The sequence below is a fragment of the Actinomadura sp. SCN-SB genome (assembly GCF_043906805.1).
Taxonomy (GTDB): domain Bacteria; phylum Actinomycetota; class Actinomycetes; order Streptosporangiales; family Streptosporangiaceae; genus Spirillospora.
On record NZ_JBIMPP010000003.1, the window covers coordinates 33,479 to 54,576 of the forward strand.

Annotated in this window: 17 protein-coding genes, 3 tRNA genes and 1 pseudogene; 10 read left to right on the forward strand and 11 right to left on the reverse strand. The window is 69.3% G+C overall.

Annotated features, from left to right (window positions below; genetic code table 11):
• Positions 1-194: 194 nt before the first annotated feature.
• Complete coding sequence (locus tag ACGWYJ_RS02665) at positions 195-428, forward strand: GntR family transcriptional regulator (protein WP_395103877.1); 234 nt, start codon at positions 195-197, stop codon at positions 426-428.
• A 63-nt stretch (positions 429-491) separates the two neighbouring features.
• On the opposite strand, the gene ACGWYJ_RS02670 is transcribed toward ACGWYJ_RS02665, so the two are convergent.
• The 6 genes from ACGWYJ_RS02670 to ACGWYJ_RS02695 form a co-directional block, all read right to left on the reverse strand.
• Positions 492-1,496, reverse strand: a complete 1,005-nt coding sequence (locus ACGWYJ_RS02670) for a hypothetical protein (RefSeq protein ID WP_395103878.1) — start codon at positions 1,494-1,496, stop codon at positions 492-494.
• A 1,424-nt stretch (positions 1,497-2,920) separates the two neighbouring features.
• Entirely contained in the window at positions 2,921-3,238 is a 318-nt protein-coding gene (locus tag ACGWYJ_RS02675) for a hypothetical protein (RefSeq protein ID WP_395103879.1), read from the reverse strand.
• A complete protein-coding gene (locus ACGWYJ_RS02680; RefSeq protein WP_395103880.1) occupies positions 3,235-4,017 on the reverse strand; it encodes a hypothetical protein in 783 nt (260 codons plus the stop codon). Before ACGWYJ_RS02680 ends, ACGWYJ_RS02675 begins: the two co-directional genes overlap by 4 nt.
• Positions 4,018-4,507: 490 nt before the next feature.
• A complete protein-coding gene (locus ACGWYJ_RS02685; protein ID WP_395103881.1) occupies positions 4,508-6,094 on the reverse strand; it encodes a phage/plasmid primase, P4 family in 1,587 nt (528 codons plus the stop codon).
• A 979-nt stretch (positions 6,095-7,073) separates the two neighbouring features.
• On the reverse strand, positions 7,074-7,367 hold the full coding sequence (locus ACGWYJ_RS02690) for a hypothetical protein (RefSeq protein ID WP_395103882.1): 294 nt from the start codon (positions 7,365-7,367) through the stop codon (positions 7,074-7,076).
• Between the two features lie 27 nt (positions 7,368-7,394).
• The gene (locus ACGWYJ_RS02695; protein ID WP_395103883.1) at positions 7,395-9,305 is read right to left on the reverse strand and encodes a recombinase family protein; all 1,911 of its coding nucleotides are present in this window, start codon (positions 9,303-9,305) and stop codon (positions 7,395-7,397) included.
• A 103-nt stretch (positions 9,306-9,408) separates the two neighbouring features.
• On the opposite strand from ACGWYJ_RS02695, the pseudogene ACGWYJ_RS02700 reads away from it, so the two are divergent.
• Positions 9,409-10,284: pseudogene (locus tag ACGWYJ_RS02700) on the forward strand (ATP-binding cassette domain-containing protein); the annotation flags it as partial.
• Complete coding sequence (locus ACGWYJ_RS02705; RefSeq protein WP_395103885.1) at positions 10,281-11,060, forward strand: ABC transporter permease; 780 nt, start codon at positions 10,281-10,283, stop codon at positions 11,058-11,060. The pseudogene ACGWYJ_RS02700 and the gene ACGWYJ_RS02705, both read left to right, overlap by 4 nt.
• Before the next feature lie 3 nt (positions 11,061-11,063).
• On the opposite strand, the gene ACGWYJ_RS02710 is transcribed toward ACGWYJ_RS02705, so the two are convergent.
• Positions 11,064-12,041, reverse strand: coding sequence for an LLM class F420-dependent oxidoreductase (locus ACGWYJ_RS02710; protein ID WP_395103886.1), 978 nt, complete (start codon positions 12,039-12,041; stop codon positions 11,064-11,066).
• Positions 12,042-12,150: 109 nt separating this feature from the next.
• Positions 12,151-14,190: a SpoIIE family protein phosphatase gene (locus ACGWYJ_RS02715; protein WP_395103887.1), complete on the reverse strand. Its 2,040-nt coding sequence runs from the start codon at positions 14,188-14,190 to the stop codon at positions 12,151-12,153.
• A 315-nt stretch (positions 14,191-14,505) separates the two neighbouring features.
• Between ACGWYJ_RS02715 and ACGWYJ_RS02720 the strand changes: the two genes are divergently transcribed.
• The 4 genes from ACGWYJ_RS02720 to ACGWYJ_RS02735 all read left to right on the forward strand — a co-directional run bounded on the left by ACGWYJ_RS02720 (position 14,506) and on the right by ACGWYJ_RS02735 (position 15,911).
• Positions 14,506-14,579: transfer RNA gene (locus ACGWYJ_RS02720), tRNA-Glu, on the forward strand.
• 6 nt (positions 14,580-14,585) lie between these two features.
• A tRNA-Met gene (locus ACGWYJ_RS02725) sits at positions 14,586-14,656 on the forward strand.
• Between the two features lie 10 nt (positions 14,657-14,666).
• Positions 14,667-14,739 (forward strand) — tRNA-Arg (locus ACGWYJ_RS02730).
• Positions 14,740-15,074: 335 nt separating this feature from the next.
• The gene (locus ACGWYJ_RS02735) at positions 15,075-15,911 is read left to right on the forward strand and encodes an undecaprenyl-diphosphate phosphatase (protein WP_395103889.1); all 837 of its coding nucleotides are present in this window, start codon (positions 15,075-15,077) and stop codon (positions 15,909-15,911) included.
• Between the two features lie 29 nt (positions 15,912-15,940).
• Here ACGWYJ_RS02735 and ACGWYJ_RS02740 read toward each other — a convergent pair whose 3' ends face one another.
• Positions 15,941-17,254 carry an aspartate aminotransferase family protein gene (locus ACGWYJ_RS02740; protein ID WP_395103890.1) on the reverse strand — a complete coding sequence of 438 codons (1,314 nt, stop codon included), beginning with the start codon at positions 17,252-17,254 and terminating at the stop codon, positions 15,941-15,943.
• 74 nt (positions 17,255-17,328) lie between these two features.
• Here ACGWYJ_RS02740 and ACGWYJ_RS02745 point away from each other — a divergent pair, with 74 nt between their 5' ends.
• Positions 17,329-18,285, forward strand: coding sequence for a LysR family transcriptional regulator (locus tag ACGWYJ_RS02745; RefSeq protein ID WP_395103892.1), 957 nt, complete (start codon positions 17,329-17,331; stop codon positions 18,283-18,285).
• Positions 18,286-18,368: 83 nt separating this feature from the next.
• Positions 18,369-18,983 carry a LysE family translocator gene (locus ACGWYJ_RS02750; protein ID WP_395103893.1) on the forward strand — a complete coding sequence of 205 codons (615 nt, stop codon included), beginning with the start codon at positions 18,369-18,371 and terminating at the stop codon, positions 18,981-18,983.
• A gap of 25 nt (positions 18,984-19,008) precedes the next feature.
• Here the strand turns inward: ACGWYJ_RS02750 and ACGWYJ_RS02755 are convergent, their stop codons facing one another.
• Entirely contained in the window at positions 19,009-19,320 is a 312-nt protein-coding gene (locus tag ACGWYJ_RS02755) for an antibiotic biosynthesis monooxygenase (RefSeq protein WP_395103894.1), read from the reverse strand.
• A 141-nt stretch (positions 19,321-19,461) separates the two neighbouring features.
• On the opposite strand from ACGWYJ_RS02755, the gene ACGWYJ_RS02760 reads away from it, so the two are divergent.
• Positions 19,462-20,430: an alpha/beta hydrolase gene (locus ACGWYJ_RS02760; RefSeq protein ID WP_395103895.1), complete on the forward strand. Its 969-nt coding sequence runs from the start codon at positions 19,462-19,464 to the stop codon at positions 20,428-20,430.
• Here ACGWYJ_RS02760 and ACGWYJ_RS02765 read toward each other — a convergent pair.
• The gene (locus tag ACGWYJ_RS02765) at positions 20,419-21,015 is read right to left on the reverse strand and encodes a methyltransferase domain-containing protein (RefSeq protein ID WP_395103896.1); all 597 of its coding nucleotides are present in this window, start codon (positions 21,013-21,015) and stop codon (positions 20,419-20,421) included. The two genes, ACGWYJ_RS02760 and ACGWYJ_RS02765, sit on opposite strands and share 12 nt — an antisense overlap.
• Positions 21,016-21,098 lie beyond the last annotated feature (83 nt).

Genomic DNA, 21,098 nt, shown 5'->3' on the forward strand with positions numbered 1-21,098 from the left:
GCCGTAGGCTTGTCTGCCATGGTCGTTCGCCTCCCTGTAGGCGGTCGTCCTAGCCCCGCCCTGCCGGTCCCACGGTCGGGCGGGGCGCTTGTCATGTGCTGTCCAGCGTCCCAAACTTGCCCAGCGCAGTCCAGCGGTGTACACCGATGCCCCGCGATGTCCAGCTATCGCCCCTGGTCAGTAGCGTTGTACACGTGCTCGACCTTGACGGCCCAACACCACTGTTCCAGCAGATAGCCGCGATCCTGCGTGGACGCATCGCGGACGGGACGTACGCGCCCGGTAAGCGCATGCCGTCAGCGCGTGCCATCGCGGACGAGTTCGGCGTCACGCGCGGGACGGCCGTTGCCGCCCTGGACGTGCTCAAGGCCGAGGGACTGATCTACGGCGTTCGCGGACGGGGCACGTTTCCCCGCGACCCGGATTGAGCAGCGCTGCACAAGTGCGAGGGCACAAGAAAACGCCCCCGAGCCGAAGCCCGGGGGCGTCTCTCATTCGATGTCGTAGACCACTATGTAGTCCGGATCGCTCATCCACTCGCGCGGGTCCGCGAACACCACGCGGTCGAATGGGCGGTAGCCACGCGAAGCCCAGTGCTCCAGTGGGTCGCGGTCGCGCTTGCTGGAATTGCACGAGGTGCACACCGGCAGCACGTTGAACCCCGCGTCCGCCGTTCGCGGATCCCACCACCTCGCCAGCGGATAAAAGTGCTCGACCGCGTCGGCGGGAGCCCCGCAGAGGTAGCACGGCGCGGAGTAAAGCGGTTCCGCGTCGTAGGGGATGTGCGGGACAAGGGCCTTTAGTGCGCGACGACGCCGGGCATAGGCGCGTGCCTTCTCGGGATTGTTCCGCGCCCAGTCGGACGCGCTCCGGGAAGCACATTCGCGGCATTGATCGCGGAGACCGTCCGATCGCGTGGTGTTGCGGGAGAACTTGGCGCGCGGGAGGTCTCGGTTGCACCCCGGACAGTGCTTAGGCGTCGGATCTGCATACGGGTCTCGCACGGCGTTTGCGGCGACGTTCTTGGCGCGGCGGCGGGCGCGTTGCTCGCGTAGCTTCTCGCGGTGCTCCTCGCGGTAGCGGGCGTTTCGCTCGCGCTCCTTCCGGTGGTACTCCTGGTCGCTCTTGTGCTCCGCGCGCCAGCGGGCGGTCCGCGCGGCGTTACATGCCTTACACCGGCTGCGGAGCCCGTCACGCTTGCTCGCGTCCTTCGGGAATTGCGCCGAATTCTTCACCTCACCGCACCCCGTGCATTTACGCTCCGGCAGGTTCGCGATCGCGGCGGCATCCTGGGTCACGTTCTTAGCTGCGTTTTTCGCGCGGTAGCGGGCGTTCTGCGCAACGGCACACGCCTTACACCGGCTGTCCAGCCCGTCACGACTGCGTGCGTTCTTCGGGAATTGCGCCGGACCTTTGACCTCACCGCAGACGCGGCAAGCCCGCTCCGGCAAGTTGTCAAGGGCGATCGCGGTAGTGACAGCTAGTTCGAGTGACATTGTTAACTCCTGATGTGGATCGTAAACCCCGGCGTCATCGGGGCGTGTGTAAATGTCAACGCGTTGACACAGCGGCACCGCGCGAATGTCAACTCGACGACACCATGTTGTCACCCCTGTGTCGTCACGGAAAGCGCTGTGTGAACGGCACGGCGGCGAGATGTAATCGACGCAGCTCAGGCGCGTTAACCGCTGTAACTCGGATTCGGGACCACGTTCCGGCCGGTGTCATCAATGGCCCACCTGTGCGGCGATTTGCCGCCCCAGTCCGGGTGTAGCTCTACGTCATTGTTAACACACCACTGTTCTACCCGCTTCTCCAGTTTACGGAGAAAGTCGAGGTCCGGTGAGCCAATGATTTCCGCTTCCAGGCACTTGACACCTATCTGCGGATCAAGCCACGCGGGCAGCTGTGGTCGTCCGTCATCACGAGTCTTGCGTCTCATCGTGCCCACCGCGCCCTCGCGGCTACCCGCCCAGCCTCGGATCGGGTCATCTTGCGGCGTTCGCCGATCGGCACCACGGGCGTACCTTCTTCGTCGTCTGGGATACGCAGAGCGCGGAGGTGCGAGGCTAGCGCGGATCGGTAAAAGCGTAGTTCGGCCAAGAGGGGGTTAATCACAGGCTGGCCTTGTGACCCACGAACTGTAAGCTCTTGACCTTCCAGCGCGGCCTCCATCGCGCTAATGTGATCGACGGTCCGGCACGCGGCGGACAGGATCTCCAACTCGTCGGGGCGTAGATCAAACTCCTCGGTGACACGATTCCAGAGTCGCACCCCGCGCGGTCCGAGCTTTTCTAGTGCCGGTTCCGGGCGCTTATCTTCACTCACGGTAGTTACCTTTCGTCCGGGCGATCGACGCCACAATTACGGGCACACGACGCGCTGATCAGTGCTTTTGTCCAAAATTCAGGCCGAATACGACGCAACCGACCACAGCTGCTAACCCTACCGTTGCCGTTCCCTAGGCATTGAGGGCCGACCCCCTCCCCCGAAGGGGCCTCCGCTACGCTCCGTGACGAAGATCAGTTGTTCGATTCGTTCGCGTCGAAGCTTCAGCACCATCGCGGACGCCTCCCGCCCACCGGGCAGGCGGAGGAGCGGGTCCACGCGTCCGCCATTCGCGCTCTAACGCGTTCGAACGCGCAGACCCAACTCCTCCTACACCCTCGGCCTGACAGCCGTTCAGCGGGGCGCTGAGCGCCGTACAGGGGCCATTAGCGCTTGCCGGACCCCGCGTAGTTCGCGTACAGCCGCCGCCTATCGGCCCGCAGATCGGCTCGACGGATTGACCGCCACGCCAGCAACGCCGATACGCGAGAGAGAAAACGTTCGCGCTCTCGCGGCGACAACTGCTCTGCCGTGGCTTTGACGTTCGCGGCAATCTCGTCGGCATCCATGGGGCATGCCCGTCGAGCCGCAGTCACTTCGGCCAGCCCGGGATCGGGGTGTGCTTCTGCGCGGCCTGCTCCTCGGCCTCCCTGGCCTCCCGGGCCTCCATTTCAGCGAAGAATTCAGCGACAGTCTGACGGCCCGGGAGCGGGATGCGCTCAGGCTTGGGCGGTGGCTTCGGCCGCTTCTCTTCCATCGCGGCGGCGAACTCGGCGGCTTCTTGTGCATCACGCTCGGCCTTCTGCTCGCTGAGCAGCTGCACCACCAGCTTCTTCGCCTCTTCATGTGAAGTGCCAGTCCGGCGGAGGTGGTCGTAGAAATCGCCCGCGTCGATGTGCGCGTAACTCATGAGGTCACCGCCGGGAGTTCAGATTCAGCCGGGAACCCATCGACGTAATCGACGCGCTTGCCGTCCCGCTTCCAGGCGCGTTCCAGATCCCGCGCGACCGAACGCGGCACCCTGTGGATCCGATCACCATTCACCTGAAGCCGCCGGACCGCAGGGATCGGGCGTTCAGTCGTGGGCGCGCCGTAATGCTGCTCGATCAGCCGTCGCAGTTCCTTTACGGCAGCCTCCGGGCTAGGGGCCCCGTTGACTGACACAGGCAAGCCGACGCCTTCAGGTCCGGTCGAGGGCACACCGCGAGCGATCGAATGGACGGCGGACAAGCGACTCCACGCACGGCCGAGGTCATTCTTGGCCTCGTCCAGCTCACGAGCGATGGCCAGGTACTTTTCCGCAGCAGCTTCCAGGTTCTCGTGCACCGCAGGAACGTCGTTCGAGGCGCGTTCGTAGGCGAGTTCCCACGCCTCGGCGTCGGCCTTGAGGAGGCGCTGAGTGAGCACGTCGCGGTGCGCGATCGCGCGGGGCCGCTCCTCGCGGGCGCGCGTGATCAGATTCGGCCGACCCGGGTCGGGCGCGCCGTCCTTCTCGATGTCGGCCTTCGTCGCCTCCATCTCCTTCTCCGTGGCGACCTTCTCCCAATTAGGGGAGAGCAGCGCTTCATTCAGGCGTTCGAAGCGACGCAGTTCTTCTCTGGCCATGTCGCGCTTTTCAATGGCCCTGCGCACCTCGGGATCACCCAGGAGGTCGCGGCGGGGGGCGCGGAGGTCGGTATCAACGGACATGATTGTTCCCTTCAGTAGGTGGCTTGGAGCAGGGCGTAGACCGCCACACTCACGATAAAGAGCACGGCCATAATGGTGCTCATGTGTTACGGCTTACCTCCTTCTTCTTCCTCCTCGGCGACCGCCGACGATAAGGGGTGCCATCGGCGAACCAGAGTCCGGTATGGCCGTGTATCGCGTAGGTCGGCAGCTTCGACTGGGCCTCCCTGCACGGCCATTGCGGTCGCGTGCGCGGCATATCATGCGGCGTCGCGTCGGCACGCGCGCCGTGGGCGTAAATGAACAATGAGGACTCCTTCATATGCAGCGCTGAAGAACGTGGGGTTCGCGGGCGTTCGCGGGGTAGATCAGCAGCAGTCGCCGGGCTGACCCGGGGTGACCCGGGGTAGTTTGGTCTTCTCTATAGGGGACTCCCCTATAGGAGGTACCATTCAACCCCGGGTCACCCCGGGTCAGCTACGTAGCGCCACCCGCTGATTACGGCCGATAGTCAGTCGTCGTCTTCTGGCGTCCTGAATCGAATGCCGGTCACGACTTTCCCGCGCTCCGGCGGTGTGCGCGGACTCCCGTCCGGATAGCTGACACACCAGCTTCTGAGCCGGATGGTGTTCTCGGGGCGTTCGGCCGTCCCGTCCGCGAACCACGGATGAGCCAGCGCGCGGGACCAGAACGTCTGGTCCGTCCACGCTTTCCGGCCCTTGTCAGATGCCCATTGCTTGAACTCGGTGAAGACCTCCGACCGCAACACCGCGAAATCCGGATCGGGTATGAACATCTCGTTCAGGAACCGGATCGCTTGGTTCGCCGAGTACCACCACTCGTCCGTCGCGGCCACAACCTCCGGCGACAGTGGCGGTAGCACACCGCCGTTCTCGTACACGAGAACCACACCCGAAACCGCCCACGCCAGCGCCGCCTCGTGCACGGCTTTGTCCGCGCGCACACGCGTACGCAAGCCGGGGTCGCCTCGGCGCTCATGAGGGCGTTCGGGCGACGGCTCCTCGACGTAGGTGTACGGGAAGTCGAACTTCCCGAATCGACGCCGTGACCCGTGGTCCACCGCGTCCACCTTCACCGCGTAATTGGTGGTGATGAACAACGAATGGGTTGGCTTCCAGGTGACCGGATTCTCGGAAATGTACCGCGCGGTGATGGTGCCGGTACCGACGATCCGCTTGAGCGTCTGGACGTTCAGGTAGTCGCCCTCGGGAAGCTCCTCCAGGACCGCCAGCCTCGCACCTTTGAGCGGCATCAACTCGGTCGGGTGGTCATTGGCGGATTGCAACAGCATCTTCGGCGACACGGGCACCGCGAAATCGCCCATCGCGGCCATCATGCCGTCCATGAGGACGGTCTTCCCATTGGCACCGCCCCCGTAGAGGACGGGTGTCACGTCGTCGGAAGGTGGGTGGCCGGTCAGCGCCCATCCGAAGCGGAACCGGAGGTCTTCTCGGTACGCCGAGGGAATCGACTCCAGTGCCGCTGTCCAGTCGGGGTGATTGGCGTACGGGTCGTAGTCCGTTTCGCTGACCTTGGTGAAGAGGTATTTCGGATCGTGCGGCAACAGGTCGCCGGTCCGGAGGTCAACTACGCCGTTCCCCGCGTTGAACAGGTCGTGGCGGGTGTCGAGGTCTTCCGCGCGGACGTAGACCATTTCCCGCGCGGCGACCATGAGCGCCTGCCGGATTTTCCGGACGTTGAACAGCCCGGCGATCCAGCTCATCGCCTCCTTGTGCTTTTCCTGTGCGTTCTTCAACGCGTCCTCGTCACCGGCCGCGCGCTCGACCGCGCGTGCAAGCCTCTCGTTCTCCTCGGCGGTTACCTTCGCCGCGATATCCGTTACGGCTTCGCGCACCGCGCCGTACACGGGCGCATCGGATTCAAGCCGGGCAAACCTGCGGCCATCCCACTCGTACCAGCTGTTCACACCTACGGCGATGAACCGGCCGCGCAGGTATTCGGCCCCGATCTTCGCGGCGACATCCGTCTCGCGCCGTGAGTCCGTGTCGTACGCGGGCAGGTCCGGAGTTTCGTCTTCGTCCTCGGCGATCAGCGCGTCAATGTCCTCGGTCCTCATGCGGCACCGTCCCGCATCCGGCGGATTGTGACGCGGTCGTTGATGACGGACGCCGCGAATGCGACGAACGATCCGTGAGCAGGCCCGAGAGGGACCCTCGGCAGCCATTCGGTGAACAGCTCGACCAGTTCTTCGTAGCCGATCCACCCGCGCTCATAAGCGTGTTGTGCGTCGGAGCACACGCAGATCGCGGGGTGTGCTTCTGGTAGTGGACCAAAGATGAGGTCCCGGCTCCGTGGCCGGTATCCAGGGGGATATCCCATGGCGCTTCTCCTCTGGGACGCAAGGGACGTGGAGCCCCGTGACGCCGTCCCCATACGCCACGGGGCTAAGTGCCTTCTCCCGTCGTGAGCGGGATGGCGGCTATACCGCGAAGGCTGGGAACACAAAAAAGAAGCCCCGCCCGGTTCGCTCCCCCAGCAGCTCGCACCTGCTGGGAAGCACCCCGGACGGGGCTGATGTGCCGCTGTGAGGCCAGCGGCGGCCGGTCATGTGGAGCACGGTGCGAGCGTGCTGGCCTGTTACATAAGTTAGAACCCCCACGCATGTAGGTGTTCGCACGAACTTGGTAGCGGGCGGGAGTACCGCCGCGCCGCCGGTGACGATGTGACGGTTTAAACGGACTTCCGGTATTTACATAGAGATCTTTGTGTGAAAACAGAAATTTTGTCTGAACCACCACATCGCCACTCTTCGCAGGTCAGCGGCGTCCGCACCGGCCGTCCGCGTGCCGCATCGGCCGTTCCCGCGTCAGGTGGGCTTGACGGGCACGGCCGTCCGCGTGGCTTAGGGGGCCGCTCAGGGTCTCTGCGGGGGCGCGAGCGGGGTAGCGCGTGGGAGGTTCGCCGCGTGGCGCGCGGACCGCACCTCGCGGGGAGCGCCCGTGAGGCTGTAGGGGCCTCTGTGGGCACGACAAAGGCCCCCGAACCTCTCGGGTCCGGGGGCCGCTCGTTCGTCGCGCTCAGGGGCGCTCAGCGCATCACGCGGCCTCGACGGCGACGACATACCCGGTATCGACGGCCGTCCAGGCACCGGTCAGGCTCCATCCCGCAGCCTCCAGTAGGTCGGCCGCCTCGCACATCGCGGCCTCGCGGTCGCCGTCCCTGGCGTCGATGGTGGTTACGGCCTTGAACCGCAGGTCGGTAGTAGACGCCCAAGCGTCAGAGTCGTCGGCCTCGCCGCGCAGTTCATCGACCAGGACCACGACATCGGCACACTCCTGCTCCAGGCAGGAGGGATCCGTTGTCAGCCAGGCAGTGCAGTGTTCGGTCATGTCGATCCTTCCTAGTCAGGGGACGCGTTATGCAGCGTCCAGTACTTCTGCCAGCTCTTCCGCCGTCAGGTCGTCCCGCGCAATGTCCGCCATCACCGCGTCAAGGTCAGGGCCGTCGTCCGGGCCGGACACCATGACGGCCCACTCGGGGCCGCGCATGGCGATTGTGACGCGGCTCTCGTCGAAATAGCGCGTTCCGCGCTTCGTGGACGGCCGGACCGCGACCGTGACGCCGTACTCCATGAGCATCGCCCGTCGTGCGGGAATATCGCTGCGCTGCCAGCGGCCCGCGAACGTTTCACCGGTCGGCACCCATTCGGCCGTACCGGCGCGCATCTCTTGTGCCTCCAGCCGGTCGAGCTTGGCTTCCAGCGCCTCCAGCTGGTCCGCGAGCAGCCGCCCCCGGCGAGAACCGGCCGGTACGGACGACATTTGCTCCGCGACGTTGTGGAACGCGGTGCGGGTCGCCGCGATTTCCCCGGCGACGCTCGCGACTTCCGGACCGCGCTCCAGCAGTTCCAGGTCCCCAAGAGCGGTGAGAACTTCGGAGATGACGTACGGCTCTAGGTGGTGGCGTTGGATGGTGACGCCGCACTTGTTCTTGCATCGGTAGGATGCGGTACCACGATCGCGGCGCGCGTTGTGATGCATTGGTTGTGAGCAAACGTCGCAGATCACCACGCCCGACAAGAGCGTGTCCGTCTGCCGGACGGATTGACCCCTGTACCGCCCCTTGATCGCGGCGGTCACGGCGTGCAATTCCGCATCGGACAGAACGGCTGTTTCCGAGACCATGACCGGTTCGCCGTCACGGTCTAGCACAGGCCGTAGCTCGGACTGTGGAAGCTTGATGCGCTTCCCGTCCGCATCCACCTTGTCCTCCGCTGGCCGTGGGTCATGCATAAGGCGGCCGGTCAGGGTCGGATTCGTCAAGGTGTCTTCGAGCGCCGTTTGGGTCCATCTCGACCCCTTGGGCTCACGGCCTTTATCGATGCGCGCTTGGTCGGCAGGCGACGGGATCCCGGCATCGTTCAGCTCTGCAACGATCGTCCCGACGCGGGTGCCATTTGCGATGCGGGTAGCCATCTCCCGGACGCGCGGCGCGGTCTCCGGGTGCGGTTCCAGTGCTTTGCCTGTCCCGTCCGGATGCGGGCAAATGCGCATTCCGTACGGCGCGTTCCCGCCGGGCCAACGTCCCGTGGTGCGTAGCGTCTCCTTCGCGGTAAGGACACGCGCCCGAATCTGCTCCCGCTCCCACTCCGCGACCACCGCGAGGATGGGCGCAACAAGCGCCATAGTGTCCGGCGTGACCTGCCCATCCTGTGTCCACAGCGATACGCGGTGCGACTTCGCCAGCTTGAACAGCCCCAGCGACTCGTGGGCGTTGCGGCCCAGCCGGTCCAGCTTCCACGCCACCACGTGGTCGATCTGGCGACCCTCAATCATCGCAATGAGTTTTGCGCCGTCTTCTCGTTCCGCGAACGGCAGTGCGCCAGACACGTCCGCGTCCGACAGAACAGCGACGACTTCCCACCCCTTGTACGTGGCGAACGCGCGACAAAGCCGCTCCTGTGAGTCGAGAGAAGTGGAATCGTCATCCAGCCGGGAAAGCCGCAGGTAGATCACCACGCGCTCGCACGCGGACCGCGCGGCCTTAACCGCTTCTCCCGCGCTGAGCTTCATCGTGACCGCTTCGTGGGTCGGCTCGGAAGGGACCGCACGGCGGACGGGCTTGGCGGACGGTCCGGCGTCCGTCTTGCCCGCACACCGCTTGCATGTCGGCGCGGTTGCGTGCGTGGAGGTCATGCCCGCCGCGTCACGTCCACACAGCGTCCGTGGGCTCAGATCCCGCACGTCCGCCGTGGTCGCGTGCACCTTGCCGCCACGGTGCGGGGCTACGAAGCGGACGGTTTCGCCGGTTGTGGTGGTGGTCGCCATGGCGTATCTCCCCAGGTCTGGTGGGTTCCTGGAGGGGTTAGAACCCCCAGCAGCCCACGTGTTCAAACTTGGGGTGTGTCGGTTGTGACCGGCGGGCGCGGGGAAGACGACCACGCTGCGCATGCTGCTCGGCCTGGTGAAGCCGACCGCCGGACGCGCGCTGATCAACGGCCGCCCCTACGCCATGCTGGAACGTCCCGCCGTCGAGGTCGGCGCCGCGCTGGAGGCGACCGGGTTCCATCCCGGCCGCAGCGCCCGCGACCATCTGCGCATCTCCTGCGCGGCCTCCGGGATCCCCGAGTCCCGGGTGCCCGAGGTGCTGGAGCTGACCGGGCTGACCGGCGACGCCGACCGCAGGGTGGCCGGGTACTCGCTCGGCATGCGGCAGCGGCTGTCCCTGGCCAACGCCGTCCTCGGTGAGCCGAAGGTGCTCATCCTGGACGAGCCCGCCAACGGCCTCGACCCGGCGGGCGTGCACTGGCTGCGCTCTCTGCTCCGCGGGCTCGCCGAGGCCGGCTGCACCATCCTGGTCTCCAGCCATGTGCTGCCGGAGGTCGAGCAGACCGCCGACCATGTCGTGATCGTCGCCCGCGGCCGGCTGGTGCGGGACGCGCCGCTGGCCGAGCTGATCGGCACCGGCGGCGAGCTGCGGGTCCGCACGCGGCGGGCCGCGGAGCTGGCCGTCGCGCTGGAGAACGCCGGAGGCCAGGTCAGGCGCGAGGACGACCGGCTGTTGGTGACCGGGCTCGAACCCGAGGAGGTCGGCAAGGCCGCCCTGCACGTGGAGGCCGTGCTGACCGAACTCGTCCAGGAGCGGTCGGGACTGGAGAAGATCTTCCTTGAGCTGACCATGGCGGAGCTGAGCGCGCACGCCGGCGCCCCGGGCGCCCCCGGCGTGCCGGACGGGACGCCGCGGCCCGACGAGACCGACCGGCCCGAGGAGGCCGCCGCCGTCCCCGGACAGGAGGACCGGACATGATCAGGTTGATCGGCGCCGAGCTGCTGAAGATCCGCTCGACCCGGATGTGGCTGGGCATGCTGGCGCTCAGCCTGGGCTTCAGCCTGATGAGCCTGGCCGTGTACGTCGCGTTCGCCGGGATGGAGGTGAACGGGCAGCAGGGCATCGGCCCCGTCACCGATCCCGACACCGTGCGCGCCCTCTACGCCAGCTCCAGCGCGGGTGTCCTGTTCATGATGATCCTCGGCATCATGGGGATCACCGGGGAGTACCGCCACCAGACCATCACCGGGACGTTCCTGCTCACGCCCAGGCGCGGGCGGCTGCTGGTGGCCAAGCTGATCTCCTACTTCCTGTTCGGCGCGGCCTTCGGGCTGGCGACGGTGCTGGTCACCGCCGTGGTGGCCGTCATCGCGCTGGCGATCAGGGGCGGCTCCGCCAACCCGCTGGACCACGACGTCCCGCTGATCCTGGGCGGCGCGGTGCTGGCCATGGCGCTGTACTCGCTGGTGGGCCTGGGGCTGGGCGCGCTCATCCGCAACCAGATCGCGGCGATCATCGTGGCGGTCGGCTGGGTGCAGCTGGTGGAGGGCATCATCACCGTCGCGCTGCCGGAGGTCGGGCAGTGGCTGCCGGCCGGGGCGGTGCGCGCGGTCACGCTCACCTCGTCCGCGTTCGGCGGCTCCGGCACGCTCGACACCCTGCCCGCGTGGGGCGGTGCGCTGCTGCTCCTCGCCTACGGCCTGGCGTTCGCGGCGATCGCGATGGTCACGACCGTCCGCCGCGACATCACCTGAGCGTCAGGGAGCGAGTCCCGCCGTCCGTGCCACGGCCGTCAGCGTGCGCTCCCCGCCGGGATCGCCGCTGGTGGCCGGGACGAGCACGGCCTCGTCCAGCCCGGCGTCGGCGTAGGCGGCCAGCCGGTCGCCGACCGTGCCGGCCGCGCCGACCAGCCCGATGTGGCCTGTGGCCGCCGCCTTCAGCGCGGCGATCACCTCCGTGCGGTCCGCGCCGCCCTGGGCCAGCCGCACGGCCTCATCGAGCCCGGCGGCGGCCAGCATCTCCCCGTACCCGGCGACGGTGAGGTAGCCCGCCAGGCTGTGGGCGACCTGGTCCAGCGCGCCGGCGTCCGGGTCGATCGCGGCGGGGAGCCAGGCGGCGAGCCGGGGCCGCGGCCGTCCCGCCTTCCGCGCCGCCGCGTCCAGCCTCGCCCGGTACTCGCCGGCGGCCTGGGGCGTGACCAGGTCCAGCACCATGCGGTCGGAGTGCTCGGCGGCGACCGCGATGGCGCGCTCGCCGAAGGCCGCCACCGTGATCGGCCCGCCGGGCGGCTCCAGCGGCAGCCGGTACCCGTGCGCGGCCACCCGCTCGCCCGTGAGGCCGGGCTCGGACCCGCTGAACAGGGAACGCAGCGCCCGCGCGGTCTCGGCCATCGTGGACACCGCGTGGCGGCGCGACCGCCCGTGCATGCGCTCGACGACCCGGACGCTCGACGTCCCCAGCGCGACGCCCACCGGGCGCCGGACGAGGGCCGCCGTGGACGCCGCCGCCCGCGCGATCGTCGCCGGGTCGCGGACCGAGACGGGGATCGGGCCGACCGTCACCGGGATCCGCTCCGTGGCCAGCCCGGCGGCGGTGGCCAGCGCGAACCCGTCCCAGACGAACCCCTCACCGACCCACAGCTCGTGGTAACCGAGCCGGTCGGCGACGGCGGCGGTGCGCAGCTCCTCGTCCGGCGGGACGTTGGGCCGCGAGGCCACGACGACACTGATCTCCAAGGGAACCCCCAACCCGCCGCCGGCCTCCGGCGGCGGTCATTCGAAGAACGCGATGGTGTGCACCATACGTAAGCGCTGAGGCGGCGGCCGGGCCGTGACCGCCCGCGCTTCAGAGGGTGCGGACGAGGAGGACCGTCACGTCGTCCGTGGTGCCGTCGTGCACCATCGTGTCGATCAGGGTGCTGCACAGGCTGTCCAAGGGGCCCGACGCCTGGGCCAAGGCCGCGCCCAGGCGTTCCATGCCGGTGCCGGGATCGGAGTCGCGGCCCCCGATCAGGCCGTCGGTGTAGAGGGCCAGCAACGTTCCGCCGCTGACGTCGTGGTGGATGGACTCGTGCGAGCCCAGCCCCATCCCGATGGGGGGTCCGGCGGGGAGTTCCGGGAAGACGACCCGGCCGGACGGGTCGACGATCGCGGGCGGGGGATGCCCCGCCGAGGCCATGGTGCAGCGCCGCAGGAACGGGTCGTAGATCGCGTACAGGACGGTGCCCTCCATGATGCCCTCGGGCGAGCCGGCGGCGCCGTTCTCCTTCGCCTCGCGGGCGTACACGTCGTCCAGGCGGGTCAGCAGCTCGTGCGGCGGCAGGTCCAGGTCGGTGAGGGTGCGGATGGCGGTGCGCAGGCGTCCCATGCTCGCGGCGGCGGTGAGGCCCTGGCCGGTGACCTCGCCGACGACCAGCGCGATCCTGGAGCGGGTCAGGGAGATGACGTCGAACCAGTCGCCCGAGGCGGTGCGCCGCGAACCGGACGGCCGGTACAGCGAGGAGACCTCCAGGGCGTCGCCCCCGGAGACGCGGCTCGGCAGGAGATGGCGTTGCAGCAGGAGCGCAGCGTTGCGCTCGCGGGTGTAGCGGCGCGCGTTGTCCAGGCTCAGCGCGGCGGTCGCGGCGAGCTCCTCCGCGAGCAGGAGGTCGTCCCTGCTGAACGGCGCCTGGGTCTCGGTGCGGACCAGCACGGTCACGCCCAGGATCTCGCCGCGGGCCTTGAGCGGGACGACGATCAGCGAGTGCATGCCGGTCTCGCGGATGAGCCTGGCGCGGTCCGGGTCCCTGTCCAGCCAGGTGCCGGGCGAGGTGTTCATCTCGGGCTCGAAGTGCGGGCGGCCCGAGTGCAGGGCGGCGGTGAAGGGCGACGACGGCGGGACGTAGACGGGTTCCCCTCGCCTCCAGAGGGCCTCGGGGATCCCTTCGTGGATGGAGGCCATGCCCGCCCGGTAGAACGCGGGGATCCGCATCCCCGAGGGCGGCAGCCGGTCCAGGGGTTCGACCTCCGGCAGGATCGACTCGGCGAGGTCGACCGTGACGTAGTCCGCCAGGACCGGCACCGCCAGGTCCGCCAGCTCCTGCGCGGTCCGCCTGACGTCGAGCGTCGTCCCGACCTTGACGCTGGCCTCGCGGAGCAGCGCCAGGCGGTGGCGCGCCTTGCTGTGCGTGATGTCGATGGCCAGCAGGCACACGCCCAGGGGGCGCCTGTCCACACCTTCGACGCGGAACAGGGAGACCGACAGGGAGCGTCCCCCGTCCCCGCCGTCTCCGGAGCCGGGCCAGAACGATTCGCAGTCGATCACGGGGGTTCCGCGTTCGAGCACCTCCTCGGCCAGCTGCACGATGGCCGGCGTGTCGCGGCCCGGCTCGACCTCCCTCAGCCCGCGGCCGATCGCGAAGCCCGGGAGGATGTCCCGGACGCGCCGCGCGCCGTCGTTCATCCAGGCGCAGCGCAGGTCGCGGTCCCAGACGGCCACGATGATCGGGGCGAGGGACAGCAGGGGCCTCAGCACCGACATGGACGTGACGCCCGCCTCCGCGGGGGTCGTGGACACGATCCAGGACGCCGTCCCGTCCACGGTGGCGAGCCGGGAGATCTCGACGCGCGCCAGCATCCGCCCGCCGTCCCGGCGGCGGAGCTCGAAGAGGCCGGTCCGGTACTCCGCGTCGCCGGTGCCTCCGCTCCAGTCCCAGATCCGCCCCCTGAGCTCGTCGGGCATGAGCAGCTCGGCGCCGGGACGCCCGAGGATCTCCTCGGGCGCGTAACCGAGGAGTTCTTCGGCGCCCTGCGTCCACCCGATCACATACCCCTCGGCGTCGATAACGGTGAGCGCCGGAATTGGCCGCTGTGTCGTCTCGCCCACCGCGTCCTGAACTGAGGCCATATCCCCATACAACCATGCGGTGAGAGGCGCCTTTCAGGGCGCCGCCGCCGAGTCGCGCGCAATACCACCGGAATGCAAAATTCGGGAATCGCCGGGTCATGCCGGCCCCGTGCGGCGCCCCACCCCGCGGGCCGGTTCGCGGACTTCCCGGACGTCACCGGCCCGTCGGCCGCTCCTCCGCGGTGCGTACGGCGGCGCCCCGGCCGGACCTCCCCGCCCTGGACCGGGCGGACCGCCTTCGCGCTCCGGCTCCCGGGAAAATGCGTTGCCCGAAGGGGCGATGTGCCCTTCAATGGACACAGAACGAAAAATCAGGGCGCAGTGGACGAACGGTAGAGTCACCTGCCTTTCAAGCAGGGCGTATGCGGGTTCGAATCCCGTCTGCGCTGCTCGATGCGCGGTGTTGTAACGGGAACATGCCGGTCTCATAAGCCGGACGATCGGGGCTCGAATCCCCGCCGCGCCACGAGTGCCGGACCCTCTTAGCTCAGGGGACAGAGCGCCCGGTTCCGGACCGGGAGGCCGCAGGTTCGACTCCTGCAGGGGGTGCCGAGGTAACGATCCGGTACGGCGGATGCGCGGCCCCCACCCGCCGGGGCCCCTGCCACCGCCTCGCGGCCGCCCGGGAGGGACGGCCGACGGCCATCGCCGGGGACATCCCGCCCACGTGGCCGATCCAGGTCCCCGCCGGGCCGAACCGAAGTAGGGTGTGGCCGGTCCCATTGGATGGATATGCGCCCTCTGAGGATGGCCAGTAGTGTTTCTGCGGCGCCGAAGAGGTTCCTCGGTCCGGGGCGTTGACCGCGCAGAACTTCGCCGGACGCGGTTTCCGCCTGCCCTGGGCGGGCGTCATGCACACATCGACGAGCGAACACGAGGGTCACTTGAACATCCTGGAAGCGGTTTTCCTCGGCGCCGTGGAGGGGCTGACCGAGTTTCTCCCCATCTCCAGCACCGGGCACCTGACGATCCTGGAGAGCGTGCTCGGCTATTCGCCTGACGATCCGGACATCACCGCGTTCACCGCCATCATCCAGGTCGGTGCCGTTCTGGCGACCCTCATCTACTTCCGCAACGACTTCCGGCGGCTGATCACCGGCTGGTTCCGCGGCCTGGCCCGCCGCGAGTACCGGGACGATCTCGACTACCGCCAGGGATGGGCGGTGATCATCGGCGCGGTGCCGATCGGCGTCGTCGGGCTGCTGTTCAAGGACCAGATCGAGACGACGCTGCGCAGCCTGTGGTTCGTCGGGTCCGCGCTGATCCTGTGGAGCGGCGCGATGTACTTCGCCGACAGGACCGCCACCCAGGCGCGCGACGAGAAGTCCGTGAACTGGAAGGACACCCTGATCATCGGGACCGTGCAGTGCCTGGCGCTGGTGCCCGGCGTGTCCCGTTCGGGCGCGACCATGTCCGCCGGCCTGGTGCGCGGGCTCGACCGGGTCACGGTCACCAAGCTGTCGTTCTTCCTGTCGGTTCCCGCGCTGGCCGCCGCGGGCGCCCTCCAGGTCGTGGACGAGTACGACGCCATCTCCCGCGGTGTCGGCTGGCCCGCCACGCTCACGGCCACGCTGGTGAGCTTCATCGTGGCCTACGTGGCGGTCGCCTGGCTGCTGAAGTTCATCGCCAAGCACACCTACAGCGTGTTCATCGTCTACCGCCTGATCCTGGGCGCCGCCGTGCTCTCCCTGGTCGCCACCGGGGTCCTCGCCGCCAGCTGAACGGCCGTGGCGCGGGCCCTCCGAGGGCGTCAGTCCTCAAGGGACGAGGCCGCGACCTTGGTGAGCGAGGCGTCCAGGATGTCGACGGCCTGGTCGATCTCGTCGTCGGTGACGGTGAGGGGCGGGGCGATGCGCAGGCACGAGGTCAGCTCGTCGGCCTGGCCGCGGACCAGGTTGATCGACAGGCCGCAGCGCTGGCACTCGTCGGTCAGGGCGGTGCCCAGCGCCCCGGCGGGCCGCCTGGTGGTGCGGTCGTGGACGAGTTCCACGCCCCACATCAGGCCCATGCCCCGGACATCGCCGATCTGCTCGTGGCGGTCCTGGAGGTCGGTCAGCCGCTCGTGCAGGTACCGGCCGCGCTCGCGGGCCCTGGCCGACAGGTCCTCGCGTTCGACGACGTCCAGGACGGCCAGCGCGGCGGCGGCGGGAAGCGGATCGGACACGTGCGAGGTCACGTACATGAACCCGCGGTCGTGCGCGGCCTGCTCGATCGCGCCGGTGGTGGCGACGGCGCTGATGGGCAGCCCGCCGCCGAGCGTCTTGGACACGGTGAGGAAGTCGGGCACGACACCGTAGGCGTCCATGCCGAACATCGTGCCCAGCCGCCCGAAGCCGGTCTGCGCCTCGTCCAGGACCAGCATCATGCCGCGCTCGTGGCACAGCTCCAGCAGCCGGGTGAAGTAGCCGGGCGGCGGCACGATCACGCCGCCCGCCGACAGCACCGGCTCGGCGATCACCGCGGCGGGCGCGCCGACGGACTGCTGGTCGAACAGGTCGAACCCGGCCTCAAGGCAGGTCCGGTCGCAGGTGCCGGCGCAGTGCCGGATCGGGCAGCGGTAGGCGTACGGGGCGGGCAGCGCGAACACGCCGGGCGGTGTCGGCCCGTGGCCGCGGCGTCCGGCGGCGAAGGTCACCATCTGGCTACCCGCCGTCATGCCGTGCCAGCTCCGGGTGAGCGCGCCCACCTCGAACCCGCCGGTGGCGAGCTTGGCCATGCGCAGCGCGGCCTCGTTCGCCTCCCCTCCCGTGCTCAGCGCCATGAACCGGTCGAACGGGAGGAGGCGGTCGAGGCGCTGCGCGAGCGCGAGCACGGGCTCGGACAGCATCCAGGAGTTGAGGTGGACGACCCGGTCCAGGGCCGCGCGGACCGCCGCGCCGATCGCCGGGTGGTTGTGCCCGATCGTGGCGCAGATCTGCCCGGCGGTGAAGTCGAGGACGGTGGTCCCCTCGACGGTCTCCAGCCGGCTTCCCGAAGCCCGCGCGATGACGTCCGGGACGAAGTCGCCGCCGTACCGGATCAAGAGCTGCCTGCGTGCGTCCACGGTGAACCTCCGAGTCGTCACGCTCATCGTCCGCCCGGTGAAAGCGCCCGGTCCATCGCTGTTTCCGGGCGATGATCCGTGCGATTCTTCGAACGATGCTGGATCTGGGACGGCTCCGCCTGCTGCGCGAACTGCACCACCGGGGAACGGTGGCCGCGGTCGCCGACGCGCTCTCCTACAGCCCGTCCACCGTGTCCAGGCAGCTCGGCGAGCTGCAGCGGGAGGCCGGTGTGGTGCTGTTCGAGCGCTCGGGACGGCGGCTGCGGCTGACCGGCGCGGCGCACGCCCTCGTCCGGCACGCCGAGATCCTGCTCGCGCAGATGGAGCGCGCGGAGGCGGAGATGGTCGCGGTGACCGGGGAGGTCGCCGGGACCGTCCGCGTCTCCGCGTTCCAGACCGCCCTGATCAACATCGTGTCGCCCGCGCTGGCCCTGCTCGCCGACCGGCATCCGGCGCTGCGCACGGAGGTCGAGTGGGCGGAGCCGGAACGGGCGGTGGAGGCGCTCGTCACCCGCGCGACCGACCTCGCCCTGTGCGACGAGTACGACCTGCGCGGCGTCGGCGTCGGCGGCGGCGTAGAAGGCGACCGCGCGCGGGCCGGAGGGCCGCCGCGGGGCCTGTCCTTCGAGGAACTGCACGACGAGCGCGTCCGGCTGGTGCTCCCGGCCGGGCATCCGCTGGCGGACCGGCCCGCCGTCGCGGTGGCGGACCTGGCCGGGGAGCCATGGGCCGCGGGCCCGAGCGGGACGGGGCACGAGCGCATGGTCACCCAGGTGTGCGGGCTGCTCGGCGGGTACGCGCCCGACATCCGGCATCGCTCCACCGACCTGCTGGTGCTGCTGGCGCTGGTCGCGGCCGGGCAGGCGGTCACGCTGCTGCCCGACCTGGCCGACGCCGGACGGGATCCGCGGGTCGCCGTACGGGACGTCGAGGACGGCCTGCTCCGCCGCCGCGTCCTGACCGTGATCCGCGCGGACGGCCTCGGCTGGACGTCCCTCACCGCCGTCCGCGACGCGCTCCGCGAAGTGGGCGAGGCCCGCCGCCGCGGCTGACCCCCGGGGCCGCGCATTGGACCAGTCGATCGCATGCCGATTGGACCTGTCCACCGGGCCATGGGCTCGGCAGGATCGGCGGGGTGGACGCAGCATTCTTGATCACTTCGCTCATCGTGGTGGTGACCCCCGGCACCGGCGTGATCTACACGCTCTCGGCGGGGCTCACCCAGGGGCGCCGCGCCGGCGTGGTCGCGGCGACCGGCTGCACGCTCGGCATCGTCCCGCACATGGCGGCGACGATCAGCGGCGTCGCGGCGCTGATGCACGCCAGCGCGACGGCGTTCCAGGTGCTGAAGTACCTCGGTGTCGCGTACCTGCTCTACATGGCGTGGGCCACGCTCAAGGACAAGGACCCGATCGTCGTGGAGGGGGAGGCCGCGCCCCGCACGGCGGCGACCCGGATGGTGGTCAGGGGCATTCTGATCAACATCCTCAACCCCAAGCTGACGATGTTCTTCTTCGCCTTCCTGCCGCAGTTCGTCGACCCCGGCGAGGAGGGCTCGCTGCTGCGGATGCTGGAGCTGAGCGCCGTCTTCATGCTGCTCACGTTCGTCGTCTTCGCGGCCTACGGCGCCGTGGCCGCCGCCCTGCGCACGCACGTCATCTCACGTCCGCGGGTGCTCACCTGGATGCGCAGGTTCTTCGCGGGTTCCTTTGTGGCGCTGGGCGCCAAACTGGCCTCCGCCACCCGATAGGCCCGATGGGCACGGCCTCCGGTGCCTAACGCACCGGTGCGGTCACCGGCCAGTCGTCCGTCAGCACGGTCCAACCGCTCGACATGGGACGCCCGTCCGCCGTGTAGACCTGCTCGTAGGCCGAGGCGATCTCGTGCAGCGCTGCACTTTGGACGAACGCGGCACACGCCGCCTCCGACTCCCAGACGGACAGCGTCATGCGCTCGTCGGATCCGTCCCGCGCGAGGAGATGGACGTGCAGCAGCCCGGGTTGGGCGCGCCAGACGTCGAGCACCCGCTCCTCCCATAGGCGCAGGGCCTCCGGGTCCCTGCCCATCCGGCACTTCCAACGGGCCATGCGTATGAACGTCACGGTGGAGAACCCGCCTCCCTGACTCCGGCCGGTGCGACCGGGAGGTGCTTCCCGTATTCCGCGTCCCCACACCCGCCCCTTGCAACCAAACACTTACTTGGTATGGTCGCGGGCGGGAGGGTGAGCATGCCGATCACACCGACCGTGGAGGAACGCGCGGGATGCGGGCCCGTGGCCCGGCTGGCGGCCCGGCTGCTGCGCCGGTCGCTGAGGCCGCTGATCGCCTTGCTTCCGTGGACCCCGTTCACGCTCCGCCTCGCCCCGCTGATCGAACTGGGCGCCGTCCTGCTGGTCCCGCCGCGCGGCACCACGGTCGGCACGGTGAACGGCCTCGGCTGCGCCGCCGAATGGGTCCGCGGCCCCGGCGTCACCGGCGGCTCGGGCAAGGCGATCCTGTACTTCCACGGCGGCGGGTTCGTCGCCTGCGGCCTGCGCACCCACCGCCGGATGATCGCCCGGATCTCGCAGGCGGCGGGCATGCCGGTCCTGTCGGTCGCCTACCGCATGCCGCCGCGCGTCGCCATCGGCACCACCATCGGCGACTGCGCCGACGCGTACCGGTGGCTGCTGGACGAGGGCCACAAGCCCGGCGACATCGTCGTGGCCGGCGACTCGGCCGGCGGCTACCTCGCCTTCATGGCGCCCCTGCACGCGATCCGCGACGGCCTGCCCCGTCCCGCCGGAATCGCCGCCCTGTCGCCCCTCACCGACCTGGACACCGCGCCCAAGATCGCGCACGCGAACGCCGCGCTCGACCCGTACATCCCGGCCCGGCGCATCCGGGACATGGTCCGTATCTGCTTCCCGGACGCCGACCTGGCCGACCCGTGGCTGTGCCCCGTGCACGCCGACCTGACCGGCCTCCCGCCGACCCTGATCCAGGCCGGCTCGATCGAGGTGCTCCGCGCCGACGCCGAGCTGATGGCCGAACGCCTGGGAGCCGCGGACGTCCCCTGCACCCTCCAGCTCTGGGAAGGCCAGGTCCACGTCTTCCAGATCTTCGCCGACATCACCCGCGAGGGCTTGACCGCCATCGCCGAGATCGGAGCCTTCGCCCGTACCGTGACCGCCGACCCGTCGAGGTCAGCCGCGTAGCCGCAGCCGGTACCACTGGGGCGAGGTCCTGTTCATGGGCCGGCCCAGCCCCGCGGTCTCCGCGGCCTGGACGTCGATCAGCTCCCACTCCGGGAACGCGGCCTCGACCTCCGCTTCGGACACCCCGCCGATCAGGGAACGCAGCCAGGTGGGGCCGAAGGCGAGCATCAGCAACGTCGAGCCGGGATCGGCCAGCGCGGTGACCCCCTGCCCCTCGGCTCGTCGCCGCTCGGCGCCGAGTCCCTGGAAACAGCCGATGTCGAGGAAGAAGCCGAACGTCCCCAGTCCCGCCGACGGCAGGTCGGTCACGTCGCCCACGACATACGTGACCCCCTCCGGTCCCCGTTGCCTGGCGGCTTCGATCGCGGCGGGCACGTAGTCGATGCCCACCGCGTCCCAGCCCCTGCGCGCGAGCTCGGGCGTGAACTGGCCACGCCCGCAGCCGAGGTCGAGCGCCCGGCCGAGCGGATGGGAACGCTCGTTCTCCTCCCTGTCCAGCAAGGCGGCGATGCTGCCCCCGGCCGCCTTTCCATAACGCTCCCACGGCGTGACACCGAACCGATACATGCGGGCATAGTTCGTCATCACTCAGAGCGTCTCACACGCCGACCCGGCTCGACCGTGGGCCACCGGCTATCCTGATCATCTGCGCAGGTCCGCGGGCGCAC